10 protein-coding genes and 1 tRNA gene are annotated in these 15,579 nt (G+C 49.0%); 6 read left to right on the top strand and 5 right to left on the bottom strand.

Going from position 1 to position 15,579, the window contains the following annotated elements; translation table 11 throughout:
* Nucleotides 1-195 precede the first annotated feature (195 nt).
* From AB1656_22570 to AB1656_22560, 3 genes are all read right to left on the bottom strand, one after another.
* Nucleotides 196-1,584 carry an MBL fold metallo-hydrolase gene (locus AB1656_22570; GenBank protein ID MEW6238183.1) on the bottom strand — a complete coding sequence of 463 codons (1,389 nt, stop codon included), beginning with the start codon at nucleotides 1,582-1,584 and terminating at the stop codon, nucleotides 196-198.
* A gap of 192 nt (nucleotides 1,585-1,776) precedes the next feature.
* Nucleotides 1,777-2,550 carry a hypothetical protein gene (locus AB1656_22565; GenBank protein MEW6238182.1) on the bottom strand — a complete coding sequence of 258 codons (774 nt, stop codon included), beginning with the start codon at nucleotides 2,548-2,550 and terminating at the stop codon, nucleotides 1,777-1,779.
* A 268-nt stretch (nucleotides 2,551-2,818) separates the two neighbouring features.
* The gene (locus AB1656_22560) at nucleotides 2,819-3,082 is read right to left on the bottom strand and encodes a hypothetical protein (protein ID MEW6238181.1); all 264 of its coding nucleotides are present in this window, start codon (nucleotides 3,080-3,082) and stop codon (nucleotides 2,819-2,821) included.
* Nucleotides 3,083-3,585: 503 nt separating this feature from the next.
* Here AB1656_22560 and AB1656_22555 point away from each other — a divergent pair.
* The 5 genes from AB1656_22555 to AB1656_22535 all read left to right on the top strand — a co-directional run bounded on the left by AB1656_22555 (nucleotide 3,586) and on the right by AB1656_22535 (nucleotide 10,559).
* Nucleotides 3,586-5,463: a hypothetical protein gene (locus AB1656_22555; GenBank protein MEW6238180.1), complete on the top strand. Its 1,878-nt coding sequence runs from the start codon at nucleotides 3,586-3,588 to the stop codon at nucleotides 5,461-5,463.
* Between the two features lie 149 nt (nucleotides 5,464-5,612).
* Nucleotides 5,613-6,071, top strand: coding sequence for a transcriptional repressor (locus tag AB1656_22550; protein ID MEW6238179.1), 459 nt, complete (start codon nucleotides 5,613-5,615; stop codon nucleotides 6,069-6,071).
* Nucleotides 6,072-6,368: 297 nt separating this feature from the next.
* The gene (locus tag AB1656_22545; GenBank protein MEW6238178.1) at nucleotides 6,369-7,769 is read left to right on the top strand and encodes a cytochrome B6; all 1,401 of its coding nucleotides are present in this window, start codon (nucleotides 6,369-6,371) and stop codon (nucleotides 7,767-7,769) included.
* Between the two features lie 238 nt (nucleotides 7,770-8,007).
* Complete coding sequence (locus AB1656_22540) at nucleotides 8,008-9,609, top strand: MFS transporter (GenBank protein ID MEW6238177.1); 1,602 nt, start codon at nucleotides 8,008-8,010, stop codon at nucleotides 9,607-9,609.
* A gap of 29 nt (nucleotides 9,610-9,638) precedes the next feature.
* Nucleotides 9,639-10,559, top strand: coding sequence for a PfkB family carbohydrate kinase (locus tag AB1656_22535; GenBank protein MEW6238176.1), 921 nt, complete (start codon nucleotides 9,639-9,641; stop codon nucleotides 10,557-10,559).
* Nucleotides 10,560-10,699: 140 nt separating this feature from the next.
* Here the strand turns inward: AB1656_22535 and AB1656_22530 are convergent, their stop codons facing one another.
* On the bottom strand, nucleotides 10,700-11,350 hold the full coding sequence (locus tag AB1656_22530) for a DUF1080 domain-containing protein (GenBank protein MEW6238175.1): 651 nt from the start codon (nucleotides 11,348-11,350) through the stop codon (nucleotides 10,700-10,702).
* Nucleotides 11,351-11,800: 450 nt separating this feature from the next.
* On the opposite strand from AB1656_22530, the gene AB1656_22525 reads away from it, so the two are divergent.
* Nucleotides 11,801-15,112, top strand: coding sequence for a PocR ligand-binding domain-containing protein (locus AB1656_22525; protein MEW6238174.1), 3,312 nt, complete (start codon nucleotides 11,801-11,803; stop codon nucleotides 15,110-15,112).
* Between the two features lie 63 nt (nucleotides 15,113-15,175).
* On the opposite strand, the gene AB1656_22520 is transcribed toward AB1656_22525, so the two are convergent.
* Nucleotides 15,176-15,251 (bottom strand) — tRNA-Gly (locus AB1656_22520).
* Between the last annotated feature and the right edge of the window lie 328 nt (nucleotides 15,252-15,579).

Raw genomic sequence — 15,579 nt, 5'->3', positions numbered from 1 at the left:
TTGCTTGCGATATTCCCGGATGGGACTTTTTCGCTTATGGCGCTAAGTTGGAGGATGAATTTCTTATTCCTATCGATTTGGTTCCACTAACGCCTCCCAATCCTTTTACCGAACATATCGAATCGATCGGGAAACGATTGCTATGATGTCCGCTCTCTTATCCCCCTTATCATTATTACTCCAAACTTAACCTTCTTATAAATCGACAAATTCGCCCCGTTTGGGAACGTGAACATCAGGCAATCCCTTTCCCCGCAACCGTTCCGCCATCGCCTGGCTTTGATCCGCCTCGCCGTGGATCAGGAATAGTTTCTTCATGGTTTTCTTGGACGCCAAGGCGAAAGCGTCAAGCCCCTCCCGGTCCGCATGGCCGCTGTAGGCGTTGATGACGCGCACTTCGGCTTCCAGGGCGTGCTCCATGCCGAAGATGCGCACGGTTGGTTGGCGTTCGACGATCTTGCGGCCCAGCGTATGTTCGGCCTGAAAGCCTACGATCAATATCATATTGTTGGGATCGCCGATGTTGTTGCGCAAGTGATGGAGAATGCGCCCCGCTTCGCACATTCCCGACGCGGAAATGATAACCATCGGCCCCGACGCTTCGTTCAATGCTTGCGAATCCTCCTTGCTGCGCACCATCTCCAAATCGGGAAAATCGAACGGATCCTCTTTACGATTGAAAAGCGAACGCAGATCTTCGTCGAAGCATTCGGGATGCAGGCGGAAAATTTCCGTTACCTTCAAGGTTAATGGGCTGTCCACATAGACGGGAAGGCGGGGGATGCGCTTGCGTTTGAATAACGTACTGAAACTATAGAGAATTTCCTGGGCGCGTTCGAGCGCAAAGGAGGGGATAATCAACTTGCCTTTGCGTTGATAGACGGCGTGGACGGCGTCCGCCAGCTTTTCGTCCGCCACTTCGATGGGATCGTGCATCCGGTTGCCATAGGTGCTTTCCATGAGAACGATCTCGGCGTTATCGATCAGCGTGGGATCGCGCAGAATGGGTAAATTCTTGCGCCCGATATCGCCGCTGTAGACCAGCCGCCGCTTAGTTCCATTCTCTTCGATATCCAAAACCACGATGGCGGAGCCTAAGACGTGCCCGGCGTCGTAGAACGTAAGCGTAACGCCGTCGGAGAGCGGAAAAGGACGCTCGTAATTGATGGCGATGAATTGCTTTAGACCTTTTTCCACGTCCGGAAAGCCATAAATGGGGGCGATATGCTGATCGGGATGGGAAGCGATTTTCTTGTTGAAAAACTCGGCGTCCTTTTCCTGGATGTGAGCGCTGTCCGCCAGCATCGCGGCGCAGAGATCGTGCGTAGCCATCGTGGATATGATATTGCCGTTATAGCCCCGGCTGAGGAGGGGAATGTTGCCGCTATGGTCGATATGCGCGTGCGACAAGACCATTACGTCGATATTTCCCGGCGCAAAAGGCAGATTGCGGTTGAGCCGGTTGGATTCCTCGCGCCGTCCCTGATAGAAGCCGCAGTCCATCAGAATGCGCTTTCCGTTCGCTTCCAACAGGTGCATGGAACCAGTAACGCCGCCAGCGGCGCCGAGAAAATGAAGCCTCATAATCAACTCCTATCAAGCCAAAAAATGGGAATCGCCAAACCCACGCGATGGGACATTATACTCAATGCAGTAGGAAATGATGAGTGATGAATGATGAATGATGAATGATGAATGATGAATGATGAATGATGAATGATGAATGATGAATGATGAATTAAGAAGACGCGACTCTTTCGATGATCTGTCATGCCGTCAATCGTATCGGCGTTCGATGCGAAAGATTACGAGTGCGAAAACGATTAAACCAATGACGATTGCTCCCAACGCCATCAAACCGGAAAACAAACGGGGATTGCGGGACAGATCGCGGGAAATAAGCCTTTCGAGGGGAATATCTTCTTCGACAAAAGGACGGCAACTAAATCCCCATTCTCTAATCCCATTGACGATTTTCAGCAGGAGATAGTTATTCCCTTCCTTCCATTCCGCCGAAACCAAGTCTTCGTCGAGAGTCAATGGACGGTTGGTCAGGTTTTCGTGGATCACAACGCCGTTCAGCCATATCTTTACGGCATCGTCGCTACCAACGGCGAAATAAATTTTCATCGGCTGCGTCATCTTAATTTCCGCATAAGCGTAAGCGACGGCGTTTTCCGTTTCGCCGAAAACCTTTACCAGATCGATATCCTCATCGCCGCTCCGATAGAATTTCCATGGGTATTCTTTCTCCTTCCAAATTTGGATCATGCCTTCCTGCGGCCGGATAGACGATTCTCCTCCCTGCTGCGTTAAGAAATCGAAGCCGAAGGCTTTGCCGAACGGTTCTATGCGCCAATCTGCGGGCGCATTCGCGCCTGATTCGAAGGGAAAGGGACCGGCGATCATCCATTTTGTCATGTATTCTTTACTCGGAGGATCGGTATAAACGGCGGAGGCCGATTCCGCCATTTCCGAGGCGCAAAGAATAGGACTGATTATGTTTAGAAGCCATAGAAGGCCGATAAATTTTCTAATCCGCCGATTCACGATCCATCCTCCATTCGTTTATAAACTCAATACGAAAGGAAACAAGAAATAATTCGCCATCATCTTCTCTACGAATATAACTGTTTAATCCTTATTTTGTTGCATTGCGTTTTCGAAAAGGCAACCTCTTCATTATAATCAGTTTACGGAATTATAAATCCCGGAAATGCGAGTTTATGCCTTTGTATTTTTCATTTTTACGAAAAAAAACGCTCATGGGGGAAAGTTCCATGAGCGATCTTCAATTAGGGAAAAAACAGGTTTGGAGTTAAGCGATTAAATTCAGTTTGCTCGCACCTTTGGACTCCGATTCTGTCGATTCTTGTTGTTGAGATTCCGCCGCTTCTTCGCTTCGCGTAGAAACGCTTTGCGCTTCAGCGGAAACATTGACGCTGTCCACCTTTTTGGGGGAAGGAGGAGGAGGAACGTTCTCATCCGCCGGAACTGGGGCTGGTTGAGATGTACTACTTTTCACTTTCGCCGCAGCGGTCGCAGGCGGCATGGCCAAATTCGGATTCACGCCATCAATCATTGCTGTCTCCTTTCAACGACGCCACATAGGCCCTATGGGAGATAAGCAAAGGAAGCGGCTAAGTTAAATTTCAAAATACGAAAGCCGATTCGCTTCATCTCACTCCAAAATTGTCAACAGACGCTTCTGCCCAATTTTATTATCGGCAGGAAAACCAAAAACTTTAGCGCATCAGTAAATTTTTTTTATCTATACGGATTCATGAATGGATGCGCAATTCGAATCATTTTTTATTCCTCTTATGAAACCGTTTAAAACCGTAGGATGGGTCATGCCGTTTGACCCATCAATTAATCCATTCCTTAAATATCGATGGGTCAAAAAACGCGACCCATCCTACTTTCTACCTGCTTATCCCTATCACCCATTCAACAAGATAGACATGAGTTCTATTTCTCTGCATACTTATCAAAGCGGAAAGAAAATTAGAACTAACGTAATGGAATTTATGAGGCTTATGCCTATATCCTCCATTTGACGTGTTATTGAGAAGGAGCGCGATTATGAATCCAGGATTAATTCTATGCTCTTTATGGATATTTGCTGCGCAGTCGCCGATCGTCATCAATCCATTAGTCGAGGAACCCGGAAAAATCCCCTGGAAAGGCTCCTATCGCTCCTCGGAAGAGTTTCCCATACCCAAAACGCTTCTCTTTTGGACCATTGATCCCGAAAGTCTGGAGAAAAACGCCGCCGAGTACGTTCGGATCGGTTTTAACGGCATCATCGCTGGAGGCATCCAAAACGATTGGTCCGACGACGTTTGGGCGCGGGATGGCAAGCCCTATACCATCGGCGAACAGGATGAACTCCTGCAAACCTGGAAGCGGGTAAACGATAATTGCCGCCAAAAGGGGCTGGACAGCAATTTTCTCAAAGTCGCTTATTATCAAAAACTTCCCGATTGGTTTAACGATCCCGCTTGGGATATTTATCGCGATCGCCTCAAACAAGCCGCTATCTTCGCCAAACAAGCCGGATTTCGGGGAGTGGCGGTCGATACCGAATATGTCGGCGAGCAATATAATTACAACTGGGCGGGGTATTCTTACGATCGCTACAACCGCAAGGATTTGATCGAAAAGGTTCGGCAGAGAATGCGGGATTCTATGTCGGACATGCTCGATGCTTTTCCCGATATGGAATTTATCACTTTCCCCGGCGGGGATCATGAAATCATCGTCGATATTCTGAAAGCATGGATCGAAGAGGCGGCGCGGCGCGACGCTTCCGGCGGCGTCCATCTTTTTACGGAATGGACTTATCTGCGAGACAATCCCAACAGCATCCTGCTGCACGCGCAAACGTTGCATCGACAGATTAAGCGCCTTGTTTCCCCTAAAGCCTGGGACTACTGGCGCCGCCGCTGTTCGGTAGGTCCCGCTGGCTGGCCAATAGGCAAAGAGGTTCCCTCCCAACGTCCGGAACTGCAAGCGGCCCAATTCACTCCCGACGAGTTCCGCTCCCAATTTGCCGGGCTATTGGCGGCGGGAAGGCGTTATATCTGGATTTATCCGCACGCCGTCGATTATCTGCCGGATAATAACGCCCAACTCGCCAGCCAGCCCGATTCGAACCAATACAAGATCGCCTACGTCCCCAATCTCAATGAATATATCCAAGTTTTGCGGCAACGGCTTATTCCCGATGACGATCTTTTGTTGAAGAATGCCTTGCGCATCCGGGAGGGAGACGTTAGCGATAGGACGGATCGGTTGGGAATCTCTGCGCTTCTTTGTCTGGCGGGTCCCAATTTTCAATTTCGCACGATTCAAGTGGAACAGAGAGACAAACAACGAGCTTCGGACGATTTCATTTCGCAAACCATCCAGCGTCTGCAAATCGAACGTTGGCGGGGCGAAGCGGATCCCGATATCCGTTCCTTATTCGGCGTGCAAACGGAGTGGAATCTTATCGGCCCCTTCGAAAATAAAGAAGGAAAAGGATTCGACGCCGTTTATCCACCCGAAAAGGAGATCGATTTGAAAGCAAAGGTGGTGGGAGCGGATGGAGAGGCCGCCTGGGAAATTTGGAACTGCGATGATCTCTGCGGCGCCGTCGATTTGAAATCGCATTTCAAAACCAATCAATGGGTATGCGCCTATGCCCTTGGCTATCTTACCGTTGACGCTGAAACTTCCGTCCAGATTCGCGTAGGCGTCAACGATGCGATGAAAATGTGGATCGGCGGCGATCTTGTTTTCGTAAAGCCGCCCGACAGTTTGGCGATACTCGATAATTGGGCGATTCCGGTTACATTAAAAGCGGGAACCACTCCCGTGCTTCTTAAAATATGCAATGAGGAAAAAGATTGGGGATTCTATTTTCGCGTAACGGACGAACAAGGCAAGACGAACGGCAAAGTAAAATTCTCTCTATGATTTTCCGAATCCGATTTTTCTGGATAAAATAAAGATTAGACTACCCATGAACAGTGGATTAGCCTATCTTTAAAAAGTACAATCGAAAGAAATAAACGCCCGCATAGATTTCCTAATTCTTTTTCTGCGGCATGAAAGACGATGCTATTTTGAAAAAATCGCGAATCCGCCTTCCGAAAGAACAATTGGAAAAGTTCGCCGCCTCCTGCCGAAATTGCGGAATTAAAGTTACGCATCAACGATTGGAAATTTTCCGCGAGATCGCCCCCGCCGCCGATCATCCCTCGGCGGAGGATATCTATAATCGCGTCAAGATTCGAATCCCGACGATTTCTCTGGATACGGTCTATCGTACGCTCGCCCTCTTCGAACAATGCAAAATCATATCCCGCGTCCATCCTTTGGACGACCGCAGCCGCTTCGATCCCAATACGAACACTCATCACCATTTCATCTGCGTCCAATGCAAAAAGGTCTGCGATTTTTACTGGCCGGATTTCGATCGATTCCATCTTCCCCAGGAAACGGAAGAATACGGCGTCATCCAATCGAAAACGGTGGAGTTATGGGGAATCTGCCGCGACTGCCTGAAAACGGCGAAAAAGTAACCTATTCCTGAAATTCCCTCTTTACAAAATCCGTTTTTTTTAGTATTCTTAATAAGAATAATTCTTAAATAGGATTTCATCTTATGTAATTCTCCGATCTTATTTTCTACCTCGAAAGCAAGAAGGGGGAGAATGCGCAATAGAAATAAGAATAATTATTTGATAGGAATTATTATTGCATCGATGCGCTGCGCGTCAATCCTCGAAAGAAAGGAGGGAGAGAGAAAGTATTTGGGAATGCGTCCATCACGACAAGAGAGTCGCTTAAAAGAAAAAACTGAGAAAGGATGAATACTCATGAAAAAAAATCGCGTTCTGCTTTTTTCTCTTGCTATAGGCCTGTTAGCTCTATCGTTAGGAATCGCGAATTGGACCTTAGCGAATGACGCCCCCAAAACCAGCTATTCGCCGGTGGTGATGAAAGAAGATATTCAATCCGTCATAAGCCGGATGAAAGCGGCGAAGCCGGAAATTATGAAACGGCAATTGGATTTGCTCCACGAACGCTACGACCTGAGCGACCAGACGGAAGACGGCTTGACCATGTCGCGGGGAAAACCTATCCAGACCGGCGTACGGGTAAATCTTCCTGAGGGAATGACCTGGAAAAAGCTGGCTTCCATGAGTCCGGACGAGATTCGGGATAAGGAACTGTTTCCTCAAGGATTCCTGCCGCTTCCCCATCCCAATCATCCCGAAGGCGGCATGGTCTTTCCGAAATTTCATATCGAAGAAATGCTTAAACAGGAACAGCGCGACCTGACTCGATACGATTTGGATTTCGATATTCCCGATCAATTTTTGCCGGATTTTCCTCCCGCCATCTACCTGACGACGCGGCCGGATTTGGGCGACGTTTCGCAAGGAAAAGTTTTGTCTATCGACAATTATTTCGAACTATTCAACGGCATATTGAATCCTAAGCAATTGGAAGGTCTGCGCCTCTTATTGCTGCCCACGGCGCAACAGCAGTTCAACATGACGGACGACCGCCGTTCCGAACGTCCCAGCCGAGGCGTTACCTGCTTCGATTGCCACGTGAACGGCCACTCGAACGGAACGACGCACCTGGTCGGCGACATTCGTCCCCAAGAATTTCGCCACCGCCTCGATACGCCCACCTTGCGGGGCGTAAACATTCAGCGCCTCTTCGGTTCGCAGCGCGCTTTGAAGACGGTCGAGGATTTCGCGGAGTTCGAACAGCGGGCCGCCTATTTCGATGGAGATCCCGTCATTGCCACGAAAAAGGGAGTCAATGTTCTCGAACGAGGCAGCCAGGTTCATTTCATGGCGGAATTTCTGGCTCTATTGGATTTCCCCCCCGCGCCGAAACTTGATATCTTCGGCAAACTCGATCCAAGCCAAGCGACGAAATCCGAGATGAACGGACAGGAACTGTTCTTCGGAAAAGCCAAGTGCGCCATTTGCCATCCCGCGCCGTATTACACAGACAACCTTATGCACAATCTCAAGACCGAGCGCTTCTATAAGCCGCGCTTGATTAACGGCAGAATGGCTTCTTCCGACGGCCCCATCAAAACATTCCCGCTGCGCGGAATCAAAGATTCGCCGCCCTATATGCACGACGGACGGCTGATGACGTTGGAAGACACGGTGGAATTTTTCAATATCATCCAACAGTTGAAACTAAGCGATCAGGAAAAGAAGGATATCGTCGCTTTTATGCGGGCTTTATAAAAAATACGATATAAATAGATTGAAATCCCAACGGCGGCGAAAAAAAATTTTTTTTCGCCGCCGCTTCTCATTTTTACTATGATATTCCCACCCCCCATTTTTTCTCAACCTATTTCTTGCCATTTCCCGAAGGTTCTGATACTTTGAAAACCTGAATCGTAAGCGAATTAAGGGTTGTATAATTGGACGCCGATCAAATAGCTGGAAGAACGATCTGCGATGATGGAGCCAAGGCGGAATGAATCTATTTAACTACGTCGCCCATTTTTACCGGACAGGCCCCGATAAGCCTCTGCTGGAAGATCAAAATCAAATTCGTAAAATTTTCGAACGCAAGCGGTGGCAGGTCTTTCTTGCTATTATTATCGGTTATAGTTTTTATTACGTCGCCCGCCTAAGCATCAGCGTCGCTAAAAAGCCTTTAATCGATAGCGGCATTCTCGACGCCGCGCAATTGGGCAAGATTGGAACCGCTATATGGCTCAGTTACGCTTTCGGCAAACTGATCAACGGCTTTATCGCCGATCACTGCAACATGCGCAAGTTCATGACGACCGGTTTGCTGCTATCCGCTATTATTAACATTTTCTTCGGCTTCTCCGACGTATTCATCGTCTTTGTCGTATTGTGGTTTTTAAACGGTTGGTTCCAATCGATGGGCTGCGCGCCCAGCGTGGTCGTCATGTCTCAATGGTTCAGCAACCGCGAATGCGGAACGCGATACGGATTATGGAGCGCGGCGCACAGCATCGGCGAAGGGATTACGTTCGTCATGACGGCGGTCGTCATCTCCTATTTCGGCTGGCGCTGGGGTTTTTGGAGCGCGGGCGGCGCAACGCTCGCCATAGCTCTCCTCATGGCGGTATTTCTAGCCGACCGTCCCCGAACCTATGGACTTCCCACCGTCGCCGATTACAAAAACGATCATCCCAGCGCCAGCCCAGGCGCGGCGCTATCGACTTGGCAAGCGCAAAAAGAAGTGCTGCTGAATCCCGCCGTGTGGATTCTCGGACTCAGCAGCGCCTGCATGTACGTGGCGCGTTACGGCGTCAGCAGTTGGGGAGTGATGTACCTGCAGGAAGACAAGGCCTATTCGATCATTGCGGCGGGTTCGCTCTTAGGCTGGGCCAAGATGATCGAGACCGGCGGAGCCGTATCTTCGGGTTTCATTTCAGACTTTTTCTTTCATTCGCGGCGCAACATTGTCGCGTTGTTTTATGGACTAATAGAAATCGCTGGATTGCTTATCCTATTCGCCGCCCCATCGACGCTTCTCTTCAAACTTGATCGTTCCTATTCCAGTTATTTGCAAGACGGAGCGATTACCAACGAAGTGGCGCAAGAATTAAAAGAAAATAATATCGCTTTGCCCGTCAACGCTTATACAACATCCGGAACCTATAAGGATTCTAACGAACAAGAGCAAAAATACTGGATCATTCATTGCCAGGGATGGACGCTGGGACTAACGGACTACAACATTATCGATACAGGCGTTCAGCTGCATGTGGGGACGAAATTCCATTATCTTCATGTCTTGGGCGTTTCGTTATTCGGCTTCGGCCTGGGCGGATTGCTGGTTTTTCTCGGCGGACTCATGGCCGTAGATATCTGCTCCAAACGGGCGGCGGGGGCCGCGATGGGATTGGTCGGCGTCTTTAGTTACCTGGGCGCGGCGATTCAGGAATGGATAAGCGGCGATTTAATCAAAGCGGGCAAAACCATCGTCGATGGCCAAACCGTCCATAATTTCCATTCCGCCTTTCTTTTTTGGCTGGGTGCGGCCATCCTCGCCGTAGCGTTATCCTCCATGCTCTGGAAAGTGAAAGCCAAAGACTGACGAAGGCAAAGCGAATCGAGAAAACAATTATGACTAAACATTACGACATGCTGATATTAGGACATATATCCAAAGACGAAAATATAACCCCGGACAGCCGCGAATTGTCGATCGGCGGCGCCGTAGTCTATTCGTCCGTAACGGCCAAGCGGATCGGCGCCAATCTTCTGGCTTTGACGAAATTAAATCAAAACGACCAATCCGCCTTGGAAATTTTTTCGAAGCATGACGTCCCTTATATCTATAGAAACTCCCGCCAATCCACTTCCATCCGCAATACTTATTTCACGCCCGACCGCGACAAGCGAAAATGCGAAGCCCTCGGCGCCGCCGATCCATTCGTCATCGCCGACATTCCCGACGATGTCGAAGCGGATATTTATTATTTGGGCGGATTGATGAAAGGCGAATTTCAGGAAGAGTTAATCGCGCAATTGGCGCAGCGCGGTAAGATCGCGACTGACGCTCAAGGTTTTCTGCGCGTCAACGAAAACGGACCGATGGTTTTTAAGGATTGGGATCGCAAGCGGGAAATTCTTCCTCTCGTAACCTACTTGAAAACGGATGCCGCCGAAGCGGAAATTCTCACCGGCGAGAAAGACGCCGAGAAAGCGGCGCGTCTATTGCATAGCTGGGGCGCGCAGGAAGTGATGGTTACTAGTTCGCCCGGCGTTTTGGTTCTCGCGGAAGAACATATCTATTTCTTTCCCTTCACTTCAAAAAACCTAACCGGCAGAACCGGCAGAGGCGATACCTGCTTCAGTACGTATTGCTATTGGCGGATGCATCATTCTCCAAAAGCCTCCTGTCTGCTGTCGGCGGCGCTGACCTCCTTGAAAATGGAAACTCCCGGCCCCTTTTCCGGCGAGCTCGCCGATGTGGAGTCCGCTATTGTGGAGCGATACGGTTTGGAGAAAGAAACGATTCGGGATTATACTAAACCCTATTAAAATTGTTGCTTATAATTCCCTCTCCCTCTGGGAGAGGGCAAGGGTGAGGGGATAATATGTCTAAAGATATCAACCCTCACCTAACCTCTCCCAATCATGGGAGAGGAATTTAAAAGCGACAAATTCAGTAGTGATTGGGATTAATCGGGCAGAATTTTGACTCGGATATTTCTGAAATACACCCGGCTCTTGGGATCGTGATTTTGCAGGGCAAAGGTTCCGCTGGAGAGAAATCGTCCGGGATGGCTTTTCGGCGGCATGTGATCCGGCGGCTCCGTGAAATCCATCAACGTTTTATCGTCCACTTTCACTACGATGCGCTTGCCTTGGACCATGATCTCCAGCGTAAACCATTGGTTGTCTTTCACGCTGGTCTCGTAAAGGTTCTTCACTTGATAAAGGCTGCCCGTCTTGACCTTCTCGCGCGGCATGGAGTTGTTGATTTGCGCTTCGTAGCCTTGGCTGGGCGATGAACTTTCCTCGTATTTCGTATGGAAAAAGACGCCGGAATTGGTTCCCGTTACCGTCAACACTTCCGCCCGGAAAATGAAATTCTTGAAATCAAGGTTCGCAACCGGCCCGATATAGAAGAGATGGGCGCGGGGACCGTCGCCTACGATCATCCCATCCCGCACGGAAATGGAAGAGGGATTCTCCACCGCTTTCCAACCGTCGAGATTCTCGCCGTTGAACAGGCCGATCCATCCGTCGTTGTTTTCCGAAGCCGTTGCGTTGGCCATGGCTAGAGTCAAGACGGAAAAGAATAAAATCAACCCTGCGCCTTTTTTCATTTTCGATTGACCCGTTAATTTCGAAAGGATAGCGTTCTCACAACAATCGGCATTCTGGAGGGGAAAGAATATTTTTTCAAGCGCTGTTTTGAGCGATTTTGGCGCTGAACATTTTACCTGATATAATGGAATTAAAGCCTCTTGTGGAATTAGTAAATCCAAGCCAATGGAGATATGGCAAGCAGTATTTCATTCGTCGCAATAATCGATATAAATTTTATCCCTTCCTTCGCGAGATGGTCAATTATAATAAAAGAAGATAAAACCACACCGCAAATAAGACTCATAATGGAAAGCGTTTGCGGGGATTTCGGCATCTTTTTTTTGCAGCTACGCATGGAGTTATTCCGCATAAATCCAAATTCAGCATATACCCATAGGTTGTAAAATCAATGTAATAGGAAATTTGAATGGGATTGAGGAATACATTGTTAAAGGAATAGCGGGATCATGCAAAGTAATATTTTGCTAACCGTCGAAGATAAACCGGATACGATTTCCCTACTGAGCGAATTGGCGGCAAAATACTTTCCCGAATATCGTCTCCTGACAGCGGCGTCCACAGAAGAAGGTTTGGCCTTAGCCTCCGAAAGGGATGTGGATGGCGTTATCCTTGATGTTCGATCGCCTCGCATAGACGGATTGGAGATGTGCCGGAGATTGAAAGCCGATGAGAGAACCGCCCATATTCCCATCGCGCTCCTTACGGATCATATAAGTTCGCCGGAATTCTTTGCGCAATGTTTGGAGGCGGGCGCCGACGATTTCATCGCCAATCCTAACGGCGGCGTCGAACTTGCGGCCAAAATCAGAGTCCTGCTGCGAATGAAAAAAGCCGAGGACAATCTGCGCGCATTAAACGCTCGTATGGATGAGATCGTGGAGGAACGAACGCGCGAGTTGCTGGAGAGCGAGCGCAAATACCGTTTTCTCTCCGAGAACGTCCAGGATGTGATCTGGACGATCGATAACGATTTTCGCTTTACATACATCAGCCCTTCGATACGCTATCTACGCGGCTACGAACCCGAAGAAGCGATAATGCAAACCTTCGAAGAGACCATGACGCCCGAATCGCACCAGCTCGTGCAAGAGGCTTATGCTAGATATTTGGAAGCCGAAGCCCAAGGACGGATAAATAAAATCGATTACCTGGAGATTCAGCAAAAACGAAAAGACGGGTCTTTGGTTTGGGTGGAAATCAAAATTCAACCCATCTTGAATAACAAAGGGCAACGGATTGGATTTATTGGCGTTAACAGAGAGATCGCCGAGCGCAAACGGGCTAAGGAGGCGCTGCGGGAAAGCGAGGGGCGGGTTCGAGCGAATATAGACGTTATCCTATCGCCGGAAGGAGATATGGGAGCGTTGGAGTTGTCGGATATCATCAATGTTCCGGCAATCCAGGCCATAATGAACAGTTTTTTCCGTATAACGCATATCGGCATCGGCATCATCGATCTTTATGGCAAAGTGCTGGTCGCTACTGGATGGCAGGATATCTGCACTAAGTTTCATCGCATCCACGCCGAAACGAACAAGTATTGCGTGGAAAGCGACTTGGAGCTCTCCAGCGGCATCAAACCCGGCGCATTCCAATTATACAAGTGCAAAAACAACATGTGGGATTTGGCGACGCCGATCGTTATCGGCGGCAAGCATGTTGGCAATATCTTTTTGGGTCAGTTTTTATTCGATGATGAAACGCCGGATTATATCGCTTTTCGCGGCCAAGCCAGACGATATGGATTCGATGAAGAAGAGTACATTGCCGCCCTTGATCGCGTACCTCGTTGGAGCCGCGAAACCGTCAATAACGTCATGACCTTTTACGCCCAGCTGGCCAACCTGATTTCAACGCAGAGTTACAGCAACATAAAACTAGCCCAAACGTTGGCCGGACGCAAACAAGCGGAGGAAGCGTTGCGCAAAAGCGAAGAATGGCGCCGGACAGTCCTCCGGAAGGCCATGGACGGCTTCTGGGTAGTGGATTTGCAGGGGCGTCTGCTGGAAGTCAACGAGACCTATTGCCGAATGAGCGGCTATAGCGCGCAGGAACTGCTGGCTATGCGTATAAACGATCTGGATGTTCTTGAAACCATCGACGTTACAGCTTCGCGCATCCAGAAGATCATGGCGCAGAGCGAGGAACGTTTCGAATCCCAACACCGCCGCAAGGATGGGAGCATTTTCGACGTTGAAATCAGCGCCCAATTCCAGCCCGCTGAAGGCGGGAGGTTTGTAGTATTTTTGCGGGACATCACCGAACGCAAGCGGGCCGAAGCGGCGCTGCAAGAACAGATTCGCCTCAACAAAATTTTTATGGACAGCATGCCCTGCGCGGCGTTACTTATCCATCCGATTACCCGCAAAATTGTCGCGGCGAATCGCAAGGGAATGGAAGCCGGCGCCGTTCTGGGGACGCAATGCTTCAATACTTGGATCAAACGGGACGATCCCTGTCCCTGGTGTCTTGCTGTTGAAAAAAGGACTTGCGGCCCACCTCAGCAGCGGGAAGTGGAACATCATGGCGCGATTTGGGATGTTCACTGGATTCCCGTATCCGAGGATTTGTTCCTGCATTACGCCTTCGACATTACGGAAAAACGGCAAATGGAGAAACAACTGCTTCAGGCGCAGAAATTGGAAGCCCTCGGAACCCTTTCCGGCGGCATCGCGCACGATTTTAACAATATCCTCACCGCTATAATGGGATATACCCATTTGGCCTATAGTTCCAACCACGATCCGGAATTGGTTCTGGAATACTTGAGCATTGTGTTGAAGGCTTCCGAGAGAGCCAAAAATCTGATCGGACAGATTCTAGCTTTCAGCCGGAAACACGATATGGATAAACATCCGTTTCCCATCGACTTGACGATCAAGGAAGGATTGAAGCTGTTGCGATCGACCTTGCCTACGACGATCGAAATCAAACAAAATATCGACAGCGATTCGATGGTCATGGGGGATTTGAATCAAATTCATCAAATACTGATGAATTTATGTATGAATGCGGCTCACGCTATGCGCGATCAAGGAAATCTTCTTGAAGTTTCCTTAATCGACCGGGAAATTCAAGAAAACATACCGCTCCCGCTCTCGGATTTGCCGCCGGGAAAATACGTTTGCCTTACGGTTAAAGACAACGGGCATGGCATCGATCCCCTTATCCGGGATCGAATCTTCGATCCTTTCTTTACGACGAAGGATAAAAGCGAAGGAACTGGCCTGGGGTTATCCGTCGTGCTGGGGATCGTGAAAAATCATAATGGGGGAATCCAATTGGATAGCGTCCTCGGTCAAGGGACTACCTTTTACGTTTATCTCCCCGTCTGTAATGATGCTGAAAAAAAACAAAAAGAAAACACTTCTCTGCAAATGGGGAACGGGGAATGGATTCTATTCTCCGACGACGAGGAATATTTGCGAGATTTGGGAAGAAAAATGCTGGAAACGCTGGGATATCGTTCGGTGGTATGCGCGGATGGAAAAGAAGCGTTAGAAGCCTTCCTTCTCGATCCGATGAAATTCGCTCTGGTAATGACCGATCAAACCATGCCCCGCATGACGGGGATGCAACTCGCCCAAGAAATTCTGCATCGGCGTCCGGATATTCCAATCCTTCTTTATACCGGCTATGACGAACGAGTTACTTCCGAATCCGCCGCAGCGGCCGGAATACGGGATGTCGAGATGAAGCCTGTAAGCATCGAACATTTGTCGATCGTTTTAGCCAAATTGTTATCGGCAAAAAACTGATTCCCCCCGCCATCTTCGATACAATAAAAAAACCCCGGACTTTTCGGTCCGGGGAGAATTTTCTGGAGCAGGAGACGAGACTCGAACTCGCGACCTTCTCGTTGGCAACGAGAAGCTCTACCAACTGAGCTACTCCTGCTCATCCATTCGAAATAACGGTTTAAATATTATAAGAAGCCTCGTTTTTGTCAAGGATATGATGCGCTGGCCCGAAAAAAATCGAGGGATAATACCAAGTCTTATTAAGAATGTGTCTTAAAATTCCCTCGCCCTCTGGGAGAGGATTAGGGTGAGGGGATTATAAGTTCACTAATATCAACCCTCACCTAACCTCTCCCATTCTTCAAGGATTTATAAGGGGGAGAAAATTTGACTCTACGGTTAGCGAAAGCGAAAGTCAAGTTTGAAGTTGTAAAGCCATGGGATGCGGGGATCGACGTTTTCTTGGGCGAGGCGGGAGGGGAGAT

It is taken from the genome of Candidatus Omnitrophota bacterium (assembly GCA_040755155.1).
Taxonomy (GTDB): domain Bacteria; phylum Hinthialibacterota; class Hinthialibacteria; order Hinthialibacterales; family Hinthialibacteraceae; genus JBFMBP01.
Note: the sequence above shows the minus strand (reverse complement) of the source record. Positions and strands in the feature narration are given on the sequence as shown.

Bases quoted from the DNA above. Each gene is read 5' to 3' on its own strand.
- AB1656_22570 (MEW6238183.1), bottom strand. From the start codon at position 1,584: ATGAGGCTTCATTTTCTCGGCGCCGCTGGCGGCGTTACTGGTTCCATG.
- AB1656_22560 (MEW6238181.1), bottom strand. From the start codon at position 3,082: ATGATTGATGGCGTGAATCCGAATTTGGCCATGCCGCCTGCGACCGCT.
- AB1656_22555 (MEW6238180.1), top strand. From the start codon at position 3,586: ATGAATCCAGGATTAATTCTATGCTCTTTATGGATATTTGCTGCGCAG.
- AB1656_22545 (MEW6238178.1), top strand. From the start codon at position 6,369: ATGAAAAAAAATCGCGTTCTGCTTTTTTCTCTTGCTATAGGCCTGTTA.
- AB1656_22540 (MEW6238177.1), top strand. From the start codon at position 8,008: ATGAATCTATTTAACTACGTCGCCCATTTTTACCGGACAGGCCCCGAT.
- AB1656_22535 (MEW6238176.1), top strand. From the start codon at position 9,639: ATGACTAAACATTACGACATGCTGATATTAGGACATATATCCAAAGAC.
- AB1656_22530 (MEW6238175.1), bottom strand. From the start codon at position 11,350: ATGAAAAAAGGCGCAGGGTTGATTTTATTCTTTTCCGTCTTGACTCTA.
- AB1656_22525 (MEW6238174.1), top strand. From the start codon at position 11,801: ATGCAAAGTAATATTTTGCTAACCGTCGAAGATAAACCGGATACGATT.